This is a genomic window from Pseudomonas bharatica CSV86 (genome assembly GCF_000319305.2).
Classification (GTDB): Bacteria; Pseudomonadota; Gammaproteobacteria; order Pseudomonadales; family Pseudomonadaceae; genus Aquipseudomonas; species Aquipseudomonas bharatica.
The window spans coordinates 2,613,805-2,626,176 of the sequence record NZ_AMWJ02000002.1 but is presented as its reverse complement, the minus strand read 5'-3'; the positions used below and the strand labels follow the sequence as shown (position 1 = coordinate 2,626,176).

Sequence of the window (12,372 nt, the reverse complement as noted above, 5' to 3'; positions counted from 1 at the left end):
GCCCGTTGGCGGGCTGTTTTGCTAGTGACCGGGGCCGCTTGGCTGGCGTTCCATCGGATTGACCACTGATCGCGTTATGCCTGCAGCAATGGACGATGACGAAATAAATGCTAAGAACCTCTAAACGAACAGGCTAAAATGCGCGACCGGCTAACCGCTGACCCCATTCCCATGCGCCCCACAAGGTTCGCTACGTGATCGAGTTCCAACAAGTCCACAAGACCTACCGCGTCGCCGGTAGGGACATTCCCGCGCTGCACCCCACGAGCCTGAGCATCGACAACGGCCAGGTGTTCGGCCTGATCGGCCACTCCGGTGCCGGCAAAAGCACCCTGCTGCGCCTGATCAACCGCCTGGAAGCGCCAAGCGGCGGCAAGATCATCATCGATGGCGAGGACGTCACCGCCTTCGATGCCAACCAGCTGCGCGGCTTCCGCCAGCAGGTCGGGATGATCTTCCAGCACTTCAACCTGCTGGCCTCCAAGACCGTCGCCGACAACGTCGGCCTGCCGCTGACCCTGGCCGGCGAACTGTCGCGCAAGGAGATCGACGCCCGGGTCGCCGAACTGCTGCAACGCGTCGGTCTGTCCGAGCATGCGAAAAAGTACCCGGCGCAACTGTCCGGCGGGCAGAAACAGCGCGTCGGCATCGCCCGTGCCCTTTCGACCCGGCCGAAGATCCTGCTGTGCGACGAGGCCACCAGCGCCCTCGACCCGCAGACCACCGCCTCCGTCCTGCAACTGCTGGCCGAGATCAACCGCGAGCTGAAGCTGACCATCGTCCTGATCACCCATGAAATGGACGTGATCCGCCGGGTCTGCGACCACGTCGCGGTGATGGACGCCGGGCAGATCGTCGAGCAGGGCCCGGTTGCCGATGTCTTCCTGCATCCCAAGCACCCGACCACCCGGCGCTTCGTCCAGGAAGACGAGCAGGTGGATGAAGCCGAACAGCGCGACGACTTCGCCCACGTCCCGGGGCGCATCGTGCGCCTGACCTTCCAGGGCGATGCCACCTACGCGCCGCTGCTGGGCACCGTGGCCCGCGAGACGGGCGTCGACTACAGCATCCTGGCCGGCCGCATCGACCGCATCAAGGACACTCCATACGGGCAACTGACCCTGGCCGTCACCGGCGGCGACATGGAAGCGGCCTTCGCCCGCTTCACCGCGGCTGACGTTCATATGGAGGTATTGCGCTGATGGACGCCCTGAATTTCTTCGCCAACGTGGACTGGTCCGAGATCTGGCTGGCCACCGGCGACACCTTCATCATGCTGTTCGGTTCGCTGTTCTTCACCGTGTTGCTGGGCCTGCCCCTGGGCGTTTTGCTGTTCATGTTCGGCCCGCGGCAGATGTTCGAGCAGAAGGGGATCTACGCCGTGCTGTCGCTGGTGGTGAACATCCTTCGCTCGCTGCCGTTCATCATCCTGCTGATCGTGATGATCCCGGTCACCGTGCTGATCACCGGCACCTCGCTGGGCGTCGCCGGGGCCATTCCGCCGCTGGTAGTGGGGGCCACGCCGTTCTTCGCGCGCCTGGTGGAAACCGCGCTGCGCGAGGTGGATCGCGGCATCATCGAGGCCACCCAGTCCATGGGCGCGACCACCCGGCAGATCATCATGAATGCGCTGCTGCCGGAGGCGCGGCCGGGCATCTTCGCCGCGATCACCGTCACCGCCATCACCCTGGTGTCCTACACCGCCATGGCCGGCGTGGTGGGCGCAGGCGGTTTGGGTGACCTGGCGATCCGCTTCGGCTACCAGCGCTTCCAGACCGACGTGATGATCGTCACCGTGGTCCTGCTGCTGATCCTGGTTCAAGTTCTGCAGAGCATTGGCGACAAACTGGTCGTCCATTTTTCCCGTAAGTAAAGGGTCGGCGTGACCGACACATCGGGGGCCGAGCGGCTCCCTCAAGGAGTGATGCAATGAAAAAGCTGTTCGCTGCCGTCGCCGCGTTCGCGGCCCTTTCCACCACTGCCGCCGCCAACGCCGCGGAAACCCTGAGCGTCGCCGCCACCGCGGTGCCGCACGCGGAGATCCTCGAATTCGTCAAGCCGACCCTGGCCAAGGAAGGCGTGGACCTGAAAGTAAAGGTCTTCACCGACTACATCCAGCCCAACGTACAGGTCGCGGAAGGCCGCCTGGACGCCAACTTCTTCCAGCACCAGCCGTACCTGGATGAGTTCAACAAGGGCAAGGGCACCAACCTGGTGAGCGTTGCCGGCGTACACATCGAGCCGCTGGGTGCCTACTCCAGCAAGTACAAGAAGCTGGACGAGATCCCGTCGGGCGCCAACGTGGTGATCCCGAACGACGCCACCAACGGCGGCCGTGCCCTCTTGCTGCTGCAGAAGGCTGGCCTGATCAAGCTCAAGGACGCCTCGAACATCCTGTCGACGCCGAAGGACATCGCCGAGAACCCGAAAAACCTGAAAATCCGCGAACTGGAAGCCGCCACCCTGCCGCGCGTGCTGACCCAGGTCGACCTGGCGCTGATCAACACCAACTACGCGCTGGAAGCCAAGCTGAACCCGGAGAAAGACGCCCTGGTCATCGAAGGTGCCGACTCGCCTTACGTGAACATCCTGGTGGCTCGTCCGAACGACAAGGACTCCGATGCCATCAAGAAGCTGGTCGGTGCCCTGCACTCGCCTGAGGTGAAGCAGTTCATCCAGGAGAAATACAAGGGCGCGGTGATTCCGGCGTTCTGATAGTTCTCTATCGCTCTTGAGGGCCTCATCGCTGGCAAGCCAGCTCCCACAACCTGTGGGAGCTGGCTTGCCAGCGATGAGGCCCTCAAATCCCCCACCTCAATCCCGCTTCACCAACCCCGGCAATTGCGCCACCAGCTTCTGGTTGTTGAACGGCGCCCGAATGAACCCCCGCTGCGCCCCATCCGGTCCGATCAGGGCCAGGTTGCCGCTGTGATCCACGGTATACCCCGGCTTGCTGGTATCGGCCGGAATGAACGGGATACTCAGGGCATTGGCCAGCTTCTGCGTCGCCTCCAGCGAGCCGGTCAGGCCGCGGAAATCCTTGTCGAAATAGCCCAGGTATTGCTTGAGCTGGGCCGGTGTATCACGGTTCGGATCGACGCTGACCAGCACCACCTGCAACCGCTCCAGCGCGTCCTTCGGCAGCTCGCTCTTCACCTGGCGCAACTGCGCCAGCGTAGTCGGGCAGATATCCGGGCAGAAGGTATAGCCGAAGAACACCAGCGACCACTTGCCCTTCAACTGATCGACCCGCACCGGCTGGCCGTTCTCGTCGCTCATTTCCAGCTCCGGCACCGCACGGCTTTGCGGCAGCAGGATGATGCCGGCGTCGATCAGTTCGGTCGGGTTGCCCTGGCCACGGCCGTTGAGCACCTTGTTGATGGTCAGCCCGAGAATCAACGCGACGAGGGCAACGAGGATAAAGACGGTTTTCTGGGTTCGAGTCATAGATTCAACAACAGGTAATGGTCTACGAGCAGCGCGATGAAGAGCAGGAACAGGTACCAGACAGAGTACTTGAAGGTCTTGATCGCAGCGTGCGGCCGAACGCCACGGTACAACACCCAGGCCCACTGCAGGAAGCGCAGCCCCAGCAGCACGGCGCAGGCAAGGTAGAGCGGGCCACTCATATGGATGGCGAACGGCAGCAGGCTCACCGCAAGCAATACGCAGGTGTAGAGCAGGATATGCACCTTGGTGTAGTGCTCGCCGTGGGTGACAGGCAGCATCGGGATATCCGCCTTGGCGTACTCGGCCTTGCGGTGGATGGCCAAGGCCCAGAAATGCGGCGGGGTCCAGGCAAAGATGATCAGCACCAGCAGCAGCGGTTCGGCGCTCAGATGACCGCTGACCGCCACCCAGCCAAGCAGTGGCGGGGCCGCACCAGCCAGGCCGCCGATCACGATATTCTGCGGCGTGGCGCGCTTGAGAAAGCCGGTGTAGACCACCGCATAGCCGAGCAGCGAGGCCAGGGTCAGCCACGCGGTGAGCGGGTTGGTGAAGGTCAGCAGCAGCACCATGCCAAGCACCGCCAACAACAGCGCGAACAGCAGCGCCGGAACCGGAGCGACCCGGCCCTCGGCCAGCGGCCGCTTGTGGGTACGGGCCATCAGCGCATCGATGCGCCGATCCACCACATGGTTGACCGCCGCCGCCGCCCCGGCACACAGGCCGATGCCGAGGTTGCCGAACAGCAGCACCGTCCACGGTACGCCCGCCCGGGTAGCGAGGAACATGCCGACCAGCGAGGTGATCAGCATCAGCACCACCACCTTGGGCTTGGTCAACTCAAGGTAGTCGCGCCAGCCGGTGTCGAGCTGACGTTCACTCAGGTGCGTTGCCATGGATTGCCTCCCAGGTAGTGAAAGTCACCGGCCAGGCGCAACGGCGTGAGCCGCCAGCCGGGACTGACCCTGCGTGCCCGTGGCTGCAGGGCCGGACGGGTGCGATAGTTGACCAGCACCATGGTCAACAGGAGACCGGCGCCACCGGCGTTGTGTGCTACGGCCACGACCAGTGGCAGGTGGAACAGTACGTTGCTGATACCTAGGCCAACCTGCAGGAACAACGCCGCCACCACCAGTTTCGCCAGCCGCCGCAACCCGACCCGGTGCAGTTGCCAGGCCAGGGCCAGCAGCACGCAGGTAACCAGCAGCGCGCCGAGGCGGTGGGTGATATGGATGGCGGTGCGCGCCTCGCTGTCGAGTTGGCCGCCGAGGTAGTTGGGGCCGATATGCTGGGTCAGGTGGAAGCCGTTGGCGAAGTCCGCCTGCGGCCACCATTCACCGTGACAGGTAGGCAGGTCGATGCAGGCCACCGCCGCGTAGTTGGCGCTGACCCAGCCGCCCAGGGCGATCTGCCCGATCACCAGCATCAGCGCCCCGGCCGCCAGCCGGCGCACCCTGCGCGGCAGCCCGGGCAGCGGCATATAGGCCCGGGACAGGCGCAGGCTGAGCAGGAACAGCAGGCTCAAGGTCGCGAACCCGCCCAACAGGTGCGCCGTGACCACCTGCGGCCACAGTTGCAAGGTTACCGTCCACATACCGAAGGCGGCTTGCAGGACGACCACACCAAGCACCAGCAACGGCAGGCGGTAGGGTTGCCCGTCACGCCCGTGCCGGCGCAGCGCCTGCACCGCCAGCATGGCGATCACCAGGGCCAGGGTGCCGGCGAAGTAGCGGTGGACCATCTCGTTGCGGCCCTTGTGGGCTTCGACCGGCGAATCGGGGAAATGCAGCTCGGCATGGGCCAGTTGCGCCTCGGTCTTGGGCACGCTGATAAAGCCGTAGCAACCGGGCCAGTCGGGGCAACCAAGGCCGGCGTGGGTCAGGCGGGTATAGGCACCGAGCAGCACCACCAGCAGCGCCAGTCCGGTGGCGAATACGGCAAGGCGATATCCGGGACGGGTCATGGCGGGCTCCTAGCCGATATTGGACAGTTTGAGCAGGTGGCGCAGGTCGTTGAGCACATCCTTGCCCTTGACCTTCGCGTCGTAACGCAGCACCAGGTTGCCGTGGGGATCGACGATCCACAGTTGCGCCTCGCTACGGTTCGGCGCGATCGCGCCATAGCGAGTGGCATCCAGCGGATAGCGCTGGAGCTGCGGGTACTCGCTCTCCAGCCTGGACAGGTAGGCGCCGCTCACCGGCTCGCCGCTGGCCAGGGCATGACCGGCGCGGCTGGCATCGCGGCCCAGGCCGATGTTGATTTGCCGGGCCAGGTAGACCAGTTGCTGGCAATCGACATTGCAGTCCTTCGGCGCGCTGACCAGCAGTTGCCAGCGCTCGGCCGGAGCCTGCACGCCTAGGTCGGCCAGCCCCAGGCCGTTACCGATCATCTCGCCGTGATAACTGCGCCCCTCCGGCACCCAGAACTGCAATTTGTACATGCCGGTGGCGAGTATCATCGGCCCGATCACCACCAGCAGGATCAGGATCAGTTGCAGGCGGCCCCTGGCACGATTCCTTGGTGGCCTGCCCTCAGACATGTCGAGTGGACCCGTGGCGACGCCCATGAGGTTTCTCCTTTTTATTGTGTCGATGCCAACCGAAGTAGAGGTAAAGCGCGATCAGGGCCGTGGCCAGGGCAAACCATTGCACGGCGTAGCCCAGGTGTTTTTCCGGGCCCAGGGGCACCAGGGGCCAGTCCACCCGGTAACTCGCCGGCCCCGGCTCCAGGCGCAGTTCGTGGGGGTAGCCGGCGCGGGCCAGTTGTTGCCACAGGTGCGCCGGCTCGGCGCTGTTGAGCAGACGCGGGAAGTCGCCGTCAGGCGCATCGGCGCGCAGCAGGAAGCTCGCGCCCGGGGCTATGTAGACCCAGGCCGTCAGGTCGAGGGTGTGTGCCGGGGTGTCGAAGCTCGCCGGTACCCGCCGGTCCGGCCATGGCAACCAGCCGCGATTGACCAGCCACCAATGCCCGCTGGACTCATCGAGGAAAGGTTGCAACAGCTCCACGCCGGCCTTGCCGTCGCGCATGCGGCTATCGAGGAGAATGCTGTGCTGGCCGTCGAAATGGCCATGCAGATGGACGCGGCGGTAGGCCGGATCAGCCTGGACCTCCAGCAATTGCCCGGCTGGCACGGGCGCCTCGACCTCGCGCTCTGCATACACATTCAGCAGCGAACGCTTCTGCTCGGCGCGACCGAGCTGCCAGAACCCCAGGCCGACCAGCACCGGCAGCAACGCCAGCACCACCAGGGTCGGCACCAGGCCGGGACGAAAGGCGCTCATCGAGCCCCCATGAAGGCTGCCGCTATACTCGAATGCATCACGTCCCCGGAGATGTCGCCATGCTCAAAGCCGCGATCGTTGTGATGTTGCTGGCTACCGTCGCCAGCCTCTTCAGCGGCCTGGTGTTCCTGGTCAAGGACGACGAGAACTCCACCCGCCTGCTCAAAGCCCTGACCGTCCGTGTCTGCCTGGCCGCCGTGACCCTGGGCCTGATCACCTGGGGCTTCGTCAGCGGCCAACTGGTGTCGCACGCCCCTTGGTGATTCCTCCCTTCACAGCACGTAGACGAAGATGAACAGCCCCACCCAGACCACATCGACGAAGTGCCAGTACCAACTGGCCGCCTCGAAGCCGAAGTGCTTGTCCGGGTTGAAATGGCCCCTCAACACTCTCATCAACATCACGAACAGGATCAGGGTGCCCATGGTCACGTGGGCACCGTGGAAGCCCGTGAGCATGAAGAAGGTCGCACCGTAGATCCCGGAACCGAGGGTCAGGCCAAGCTTGGTGTAGGCCTCGTGGTACTCGTAGGCCTGCAGGACGAGGAAGGCGATGCCCAGGACCACGGTCAGCGCCAGCCAGAATTTCAGCGGGCCGCGATGATCCTTGCGCAGGGCATGGTGGGCGATGGTGATGGTCACGCTGGAGCTGACCAGCAGGATGGTGTTGATCAGCGGCAGGTGCCATGGATCGATCACTTCCCTGGGCGGCGGGAACAGCTTCGGATCCGGCGTATGCAGCAGCGGCCAGGTGAACTCGAAGTTCGGCCAGAGCATGTGCGCCACGCCCTTGGCCCCTTCGCCGCCAAGCCAGGGCCCCGACATGTGCCGCACATAGAACAGCGCGCCGAAGAAGGCGATGAAGAACATCACCTCGGAAAAGATGAACCACGACATCCCCCAACGGAACGAGCGGTCCATCTGCGGGCTGTACAGGCCGGCACGGCTTTCCTTGATCACCGCGCCGAACCAGCCGAACAGCATGTAGGCGAGGAACAGCGCACCGACGAAGAAGATCAGCGGCCCGTGGCTATCGCGCCCGGCTTTCATGTCGTTGAACCAGGTGGCGAGGCCGAACACCGTGATGAACATGCCGATGGTGGCAATGATCGGCCACTTGCTTTGCGCCGGGACGTAGTAGTGATCGTGAGAGGCCATGGATTGTTCTCCTTATCGGGCGCTCTGCGGGTTCGGGTGGGTCACCTGGGCGACCGGCGGCTGGCGAGCGGTGATATCGAACAGCGTGTAGGCAAGGGTCAGGTGTTTCACATCCTTGGGCAGGTCGCGGTCAACGATGAACCGCACCGGCATCTCGATGCGTTCACCCGGCTGCAACACCTGCTGGCTGAAGCAGAAGCATTCGGTCTTGTGGAAATACGCCGCCGCCTCGGCCGGGGAAATGCTCGGGATGGCCTGGGCGGTCATGGGTTTGTCGGTAGGGTTGTGGGCGACGAAGATCATCTGGTTCACCGCCCCCGGGTTGACGTCGATCTGGTCGGCGGTGGAGTAGAAGTCCCAGACCATGTCGATGGCGTTGGTCGAGAGAAACTGCACCTTCACCGAACGCGCCGGGTCCACCTGCTGCGTACCCTGGTATTGCCCGCCGGTCTTGCCATTGATGCCGAAGGCCCGGCACATCACGTCGTAGATCGGCACCAGGGCGAAGCCGAAGGCGAACATCACCACCGCCAGCATCAGCAGGCGGCTGACCAGGCGCTTGATCGAGATGCCCTCGCTCATGACCGCGGCCCTCCTTTATTTCACTTCCGGCGGCGTCTGGAAGGTGTGGTAGGGCGCCGGCGACGGAATCGTCCACTCCAGGCCATCGGCGCCGTCCCACGGCTTGGCCGGCGCCGGCTCGCCGCCGCGGATGCACTTGATGACGATGAACAGGAACAGCAACTGGGTAGTGCCGAACATGAAGGCGCCGATCGAGCTGATCATGTTGAAGTCGGCGAACTGCAGGTTGTAGTCCGGGATCCGCCGCGGCATGCCGGCAAGGCCGACGAAGTGCATCGGGAAGAACGCCAGGTTCATGCCGACGAACGACAGCCAGAAATGCAGCTTGCCGAGGGTCTCGTCGTACATGTGCCCGGTCCACTTGGGCAGCCAGTAATAGGCCGAGGCGAAGATGCCGAAGATCGCACCCGGCACCAGCACGTAGTGGAAGTGGGCGACCACGAAGTAGGTGTCGTGGTACTGGAAGTCCGCCGGGGCGATGGCCAGCATCAACCCGGAGAACCCGCCGATGGTGAACAGGATGACGAAGGCGATGGCGAACAGCATCGGTGTCTCGAAGGTCAGCGAGCCTTCCCACATGGTGCTCACCCAGTTGAACACCTTCACCCCGGTGGGCACGGCGATCAGCATGGTGGCGTACATGAAGAACAGCTCGCCCACCACCGGGATACCGACCACGAACATGTGGTGCGCCCAGACGATGAACGACAGGAAGGCGATCGCCCCGGTGGCGTAGACCATCGAGGTGTAGCCAAACAGCGGCTTGCGCGAGAACGCCGGGATGATCGAGCTGACCGCGCCGAAGGCCGGCAGGATCATGATGTACACCTCGGGATGCCCGAAGAACCAGAACACATGCTGGAACAGCACCGGGTCACCGCCACCGGCGGCGCTGAAGAAGCTGGTGCCGAAGTGGATATCCATCAGCATCATGGTCACCACCCCGGCCAGCACCGGCATCACCGCGATCAGCAGGAACGCGGTGATCAGCCAGGTCCAGACGAACAGCGGCATCTTCATCAGGGTCATGCCGGGGGCGCGCAGGTTGAGAATGGTGGCGATCACGTTGATCGCGCCCATGATCGAACTGATGCCCATCAGGTGAATCGCGAAGATGAAGAAGGTCACGCTTTCCGGCGCGTAGGTGGTCGAGAGCGGTGCGTAGAAGGTCCAGCCGAAGTTCGGCCCGCCACCGGGCATGAACAGGGTCGAGACCAGCAGGCCGAAGGCAGCCGGCAGCAACCAGAAGCTGAAGTTGTTCATCCGCGGCAGGGCCATGTCCGGGGCGCCGATCATCAACGGGATCATCCAGTTGGCCAGGCCCACGAAGGCCGGCATCACCGCGCCGAAGACCATCACCAGGCCGTGCATGGTGGTCATCTGGTTGAAGAATTCCGGCTGGACGATCTGCAGCCCGGGCTGGAAAAGCTCGGCGCGGATCACCATGGCGAAGGAGCCGCCCAGCAGGAAGGCGCAGAAGGCGAACCACAGGTACATCGAGCCGATGTCCTTGTGGTTGGTCGTCAGCACCCAGCGCATCAGGCCCTTGGCCGGGCCGTGGGCATGGTCATGCCCGGCATGACCGTGGTCGTCGATCACTGTGCTCATGTCCTGTCTCCTCGGCTCATTTGCTTTCCGCCTGCTTGATCGCCAGCACGTCTTTCGGCGTGACCATGTCGCCCTTGTTGTTGCCCCAGGCGTTGCGTTCGTAGGTGACGACGGCGGCCAGATCGACTTCCGAGAGTTGCTTGCCGAACGCCGCCATGGCGGTGCCGGGCTTGCCGTGGAACACCAGGTTCAAGTGATCTTCTTTCGGGCCGGTGGCGATCTTCGAGCCCTTGAGCGCCGGGAACATCGGCGGCAGGCCCTGGCCTTCGGCCTGGTGACAGGCGACGCAGGTGGTGTGGTAGACCTTGTCGCCGCGCTCGACCAGCTCTTCGAGCGTCCATTCCTTGCTGGTCAGCTCCTTCAGCTTGGCCGCCTCGGCCTTGCGCTCGCCAAGCCAGGCGTCGTAGTCCTCCTTGGACTTGACCTCGACCACCACCGGCATGAAACCGTGGTCCTTGCCGCACAGCTCGGTGCATTGGCCGCGGTAGATGCCGGGTTTCTCGACCCGGGTCCAGGCCTCGTTGACGAAGCCGGGAATGGCGTCGCGCTTGACCGCGAAGGCCGGTACCCACCAGGAGTGGATCACGTCGGCGGCGGTCACCAGGAAGCGCACCTTGGCACCCACCGGCAACACCAGCGGCTGATCGACTTCGAGAAGGTAGTGTTCGTCCTTGGGCGCCTTGCCGTGGATCTGCTCGGCGGGCGTCGCCAGGTTGCTGAAGAACTCGACATCCTGGCCCAGGTATTTGTAGTGCCATTTCCACTGGTAACCGGTGACCTGGATATCCACGTCCGATTCGCTGGCATCGTAGATATCGATCAGCGTTTTGGTCGCCGGAATGGCCATGGCCACCAGGATCAGGAAGGGCACCACGGTCCACATGATTTCCACCCAGGTGTGCTCGTGGAAATGCGCGGGCTGCTGGCCGGTGGAACGACGGTGGATGATCATCGACCAGAACATCGCACCGAATACCACGAGGCCGATCACCACGCAGATCCAGAAGATGGTCATGTGCAGGTCGAACACGGCATTGCTGACTTCGGTCGCCCCCGGGGCCATGTTCACGGTCCAGGCGGCCTGCGCCGGAGCGATCGCCGACCACAGCAGCAGCCCCATCCAGGCGTGTGGATGTCGCTTCATTGCGGGTTCCCCTTATCGTTCTTGTTATCCCGGAGGCGGGGCCTACGGCAGGGGGCACGGCGTCAAGACTGCGGACTTCGACGGCGGCCCCCGCTGCACTACAGGCGGGGCCTCATCAGCCAGACTTCATTCAAACCGGAGTATAGACAGGGGTCGAAAGCGCGCAACGACGCGGCGGAAAAGGACTGGCGCGCCTTAAGCGATCAGCGCGAAATGCTGTAAGACATTGACTTATAAGGATGATGGCACAGTGATATAACGCAAGCAGGCAAAAATGCATAAGCGTTATGAGAAATACGTCTTAGGCGATAACAAAATAGGACTAATTTAGTGGTTTCCGTTTTGTCACTGGCTGTCCCTGGAGTTGTCATGAACATTGCCGCATTGCGCGAGCAGATCACTCAAGCACAAGAACACGAGGCCAAGACCGGCCAACTAAAATCCCAACTTGCAGTGCAATTGCCCCACCTTCACCCGCTGATCCAGTTGCCCGAGCAGGATGCCCAGGGTGCGTTGAACCGTTTCGTCAACGCCTACATCGATCAGGTACCCGAGCTGCTGGAAGCCGCCAATACCGTTGCCCGCGAAGCCGGAATCGAATCGCAGATCAAACCGGTGCTGAAAATCGCCGAAGCGTATTTCATCACCCCGCCGCAGATCATGACCGGGCATGTCGGCCTGGACAGCCTGCTGGACGAAGCCTACCTGGCGCACCGCCTGGTGGAAGAAGTCAACGACCTGTACATCAAGCATTTCCAGCAGCCGCTGATCCCTCTGGACACCACGGTTGCCAACCTGATTGCCCATCAACTCATCGGCGAGGAATTCGCCAACCAGCTGGATGAAGTGGTCCATCACTCCCTGGACAACATGCTCGACGACGAGAGCTTCGCCCTGGAATCGGTGGAAGCCTATCGCGAGAAGCTGAGCAGCCCTGAAACCGGCGCGGCGTGGAAACGCTGGCCTTGCCTGTCGCGGCAACTTGGGGTGGGGTTGGAGCTGGGTCAGCAGCAACCTGCCTGATATTTCCTTTTCGAGGCTGATGGCCTCATCGCTGGCAAGCCAGCTCCCACAGTTACTGCACAAGTCTTAAGGCCTGTGCTGACCCTGTGGGAGCTGGCTTGCCAGCGATAGGGCCAGCAAGGACAACCTC

At 63.3% G+C, this 12,372-nt stretch carries 14 protein-coding genes; 5 read left to right on the top strand and 9 right to left on the bottom strand.

Going from position 1 to position 12,372, the window contains the following annotated elements; all coding sequences use genetic code 11:
• Positions 1 to 194 precede the first annotated feature (194 nt).
• From CSV86_RS25965 to CSV86_RS25955, 3 genes are read left to right on the top strand one after another with little or no spacing between them, the layout of a single operon-like run.
• The gene (locus CSV86_RS25965; protein ID WP_009401739.1) at positions 195 to 1,202 is read left to right on the top strand and encodes a methionine ABC transporter ATP-binding protein; all 1,008 of its coding nucleotides are present in this window, start codon (positions 195 to 197) and stop codon (positions 1,200 to 1,202) included.
• Entirely contained in the window at positions 1,202 to 1,873 is a 672-nt protein-coding gene (locus tag CSV86_RS25960; protein ID WP_009401743.1) for a methionine ABC transporter permease, read from the top strand. Before CSV86_RS25965 ends, CSV86_RS25960 begins: the two co-directional genes overlap by 1 nt.
• Before the next feature lie 56 nt (positions 1,874 to 1,929).
• On the top strand, positions 1,930 to 2,715 hold the full coding sequence (locus CSV86_RS25955) for a MetQ/NlpA family ABC transporter substrate-binding protein (protein ID WP_009401744.1): 786 nt from the start codon (positions 1,930 to 1,932) through the stop codon (positions 2,713 to 2,715).
• A 99-nt stretch (positions 2,716 to 2,814) separates the two neighbouring features.
• On the opposite strand, the gene CSV86_RS25950 is transcribed toward CSV86_RS25955, so the two are convergent.
• The 5 genes from CSV86_RS25950 to CSV86_RS25930 are packed head-to-tail and all read right to left on the bottom strand — an operon-like array spanning position 2,815 to position 6,728.
• Complete coding sequence (locus tag CSV86_RS25950; RefSeq protein ID WP_009401745.1) at positions 2,815 to 3,447, bottom strand: SCO family protein; 633 nt, start codon at positions 3,445 to 3,447, stop codon at positions 2,815 to 2,817.
• A complete protein-coding gene (gene cyoE, locus CSV86_RS25945) occupies positions 3,444 to 4,343 on the bottom strand; it encodes a heme o synthase (protein WP_009401746.1) in 900 nt (299 codons plus the stop codon). Before cyoE ends, CSV86_RS25950 begins: the two co-directional genes overlap by 4 nt.
• Positions 4,328 to 5,410 (bottom strand): COX15/CtaA family protein, encoded by a 1,083-nt coding sequence (locus CSV86_RS25940; RefSeq protein ID WP_009401747.1) that lies wholly within the window; start codon positions 5,408 to 5,410, stop codon positions 4,328 to 4,330. The genes cyoE and CSV86_RS25940 overlap by 16 nt, the downstream gene beginning before the upstream one ends.
• A 9-nt stretch (positions 5,411 to 5,419) precedes the next feature.
• Positions 5,420 to 6,013 carry a PA_0111/PP_0108 family redox-active disulfide protein gene (locus tag CSV86_RS25935; protein WP_009401748.1) on the bottom strand — a complete coding sequence of 198 codons (594 nt, stop codon included), beginning with the start codon at positions 6,011 to 6,013 and terminating at the stop codon, positions 5,420 to 5,422.
• Complete coding sequence (locus CSV86_RS25930) at positions 5,979 to 6,728, bottom strand: SURF1 family protein (RefSeq protein WP_009401755.1); 750 nt, start codon at positions 6,726 to 6,728, stop codon at positions 5,979 to 5,981. Before CSV86_RS25930 ends, CSV86_RS25935 begins: the two co-directional genes overlap by 35 nt.
• Positions 6,729 to 6,787: 59 nt before the next feature.
• On the opposite strand from CSV86_RS25930, the gene CSV86_RS25925 reads away from it, so the two are divergent.
• A complete protein-coding gene (locus CSV86_RS25925) occupies positions 6,788 to 6,991 on the top strand; it encodes a twin transmembrane helix small protein (protein ID WP_009401756.1) in 204 nt (67 codons plus the stop codon).
• 9 nt (positions 6,992 to 7,000) lie between these two features.
• On the opposite strand, the gene CSV86_RS25920 is transcribed toward CSV86_RS25925, so the two are convergent.
• Genes CSV86_RS25920 through coxB form a run of 4 tightly spaced genes read right to left on the bottom strand, consistent with a single transcriptional unit; the run spans position 7,001 to position 11,219 of the window.
• Complete coding sequence (locus CSV86_RS25920) at positions 7,001 to 7,885, bottom strand: cytochrome c oxidase subunit 3 (RefSeq protein ID WP_009401758.1); 885 nt, start codon at positions 7,883 to 7,885, stop codon at positions 7,001 to 7,003.
• Positions 7,886 to 7,897: 12 nt separating this feature from the next.
• Entirely contained in the window at positions 7,898 to 8,467 is a 570-nt protein-coding gene (locus tag CSV86_RS25915; RefSeq protein ID WP_009401762.1) for a cytochrome c oxidase assembly protein, read from the bottom strand.
• A gap of 15 nt (positions 8,468 to 8,482) precedes the next feature.
• Positions 8,483 to 10,075, bottom strand: coding sequence for a cytochrome c oxidase subunit I (ctaD, locus tag CSV86_RS25910; RefSeq protein ID WP_009401764.1), 1,593 nt, complete (start codon positions 10,073 to 10,075; stop codon positions 8,483 to 8,485).
• A 16-nt stretch (positions 10,076 to 10,091) separates the two neighbouring features.
• Positions 10,092 to 11,219 carry a cytochrome c oxidase subunit II gene (coxB, locus tag CSV86_RS25905; protein ID WP_009401765.1) on the bottom strand — a complete coding sequence of 376 codons (1,128 nt, stop codon included), beginning with the start codon at positions 11,217 to 11,219 and terminating at the stop codon, positions 10,092 to 10,094.
• 369 nt (positions 11,220 to 11,588) lie between these two features.
• On the opposite strand from coxB, the gene CSV86_RS25900 reads away from it, so the two are divergent.
• Positions 11,589 to 12,242, top strand: coding sequence for a hypothetical protein (locus CSV86_RS25900; protein WP_009401767.1), 654 nt, complete (start codon positions 11,589 to 11,591; stop codon positions 12,240 to 12,242).
• The last annotated feature ends 130 nt before the right edge of the window (positions 12,243 to 12,372 follow it).

Bases quoted from the DNA above. Each gene is read 5' to 3' on its own strand.
- CSV86_RS25960 (WP_009401743.1), top strand. From the start codon at position 1,202: ATGGACGCCCTGAATTTCTTCGCCAACGTGGACTGGTCCGAGATCTGG.
- CSV86_RS25955 (WP_009401744.1), top strand. From the start codon at position 1,930: ATGAAAAAGCTGTTCGCTGCCGTCGCCGCGTTCGCGGCCCTTTCCACC.
- CSV86_RS25950 (WP_009401745.1), bottom strand. From the start codon at position 3,447: ATGACTCGAACCCAGAAAACCGTCTTTATCCTCGTTGCCCTCGTCGCG.
- cyoE (WP_009401746.1), bottom strand. From the start codon at position 4,343: ATGGCAACGCACCTGAGTGAACGTCAGCTCGACACCGGCTGGCGCGAC.
- CSV86_RS25940 (WP_009401747.1), bottom strand. From the start codon at position 5,410: ATGACCCGTCCCGGATATCGCCTTGCCGTATTCGCCACCGGACTGGCG.
- CSV86_RS25935 (WP_009401748.1), bottom strand. From the start codon at position 6,013: ATGGGCGTCGCCACGGGTCCACTCGACATGTCTGAGGGCAGGCCACCA.
- CSV86_RS25930 (WP_009401755.1), bottom strand. From the start codon at position 6,728: ATGAGCGCCTTTCGTCCCGGCCTGGTGCCGACCCTGGTGGTGCTGGCG.
- CSV86_RS25925 (WP_009401756.1), top strand. From the start codon at position 6,788: ATGCTCAAAGCCGCGATCGTTGTGATGTTGCTGGCTACCGTCGCCAGC.
- CSV86_RS25920 (WP_009401758.1), bottom strand. From the start codon at position 7,885: ATGGCCTCTCACGATCACTACTACGTCCCGGCGCAAAGCAAGTGGCCG.
- CSV86_RS25915 (WP_009401762.1), bottom strand. From the start codon at position 8,467: ATGAGCGAGGGCATCTCGATCAAGCGCCTGGTCAGCCGCCTGCTGATG.
- ctaD (WP_009401764.1), bottom strand. From the start codon at position 10,075: ATGAGCACAGTGATCGACGACCACGGTCATGCCGGGCATGACCATGCC.
- coxB (WP_009401765.1), bottom strand. From the start codon at position 11,219: ATGAAGCGACATCCACACGCCTGGATGGGGCTGCTGCTGTGGTCGGCG.
- CSV86_RS25900 (WP_009401767.1), top strand. From the start codon at position 11,589: ATGAACATTGCCGCATTGCGCGAGCAGATCACTCAAGCACAAGAACAC.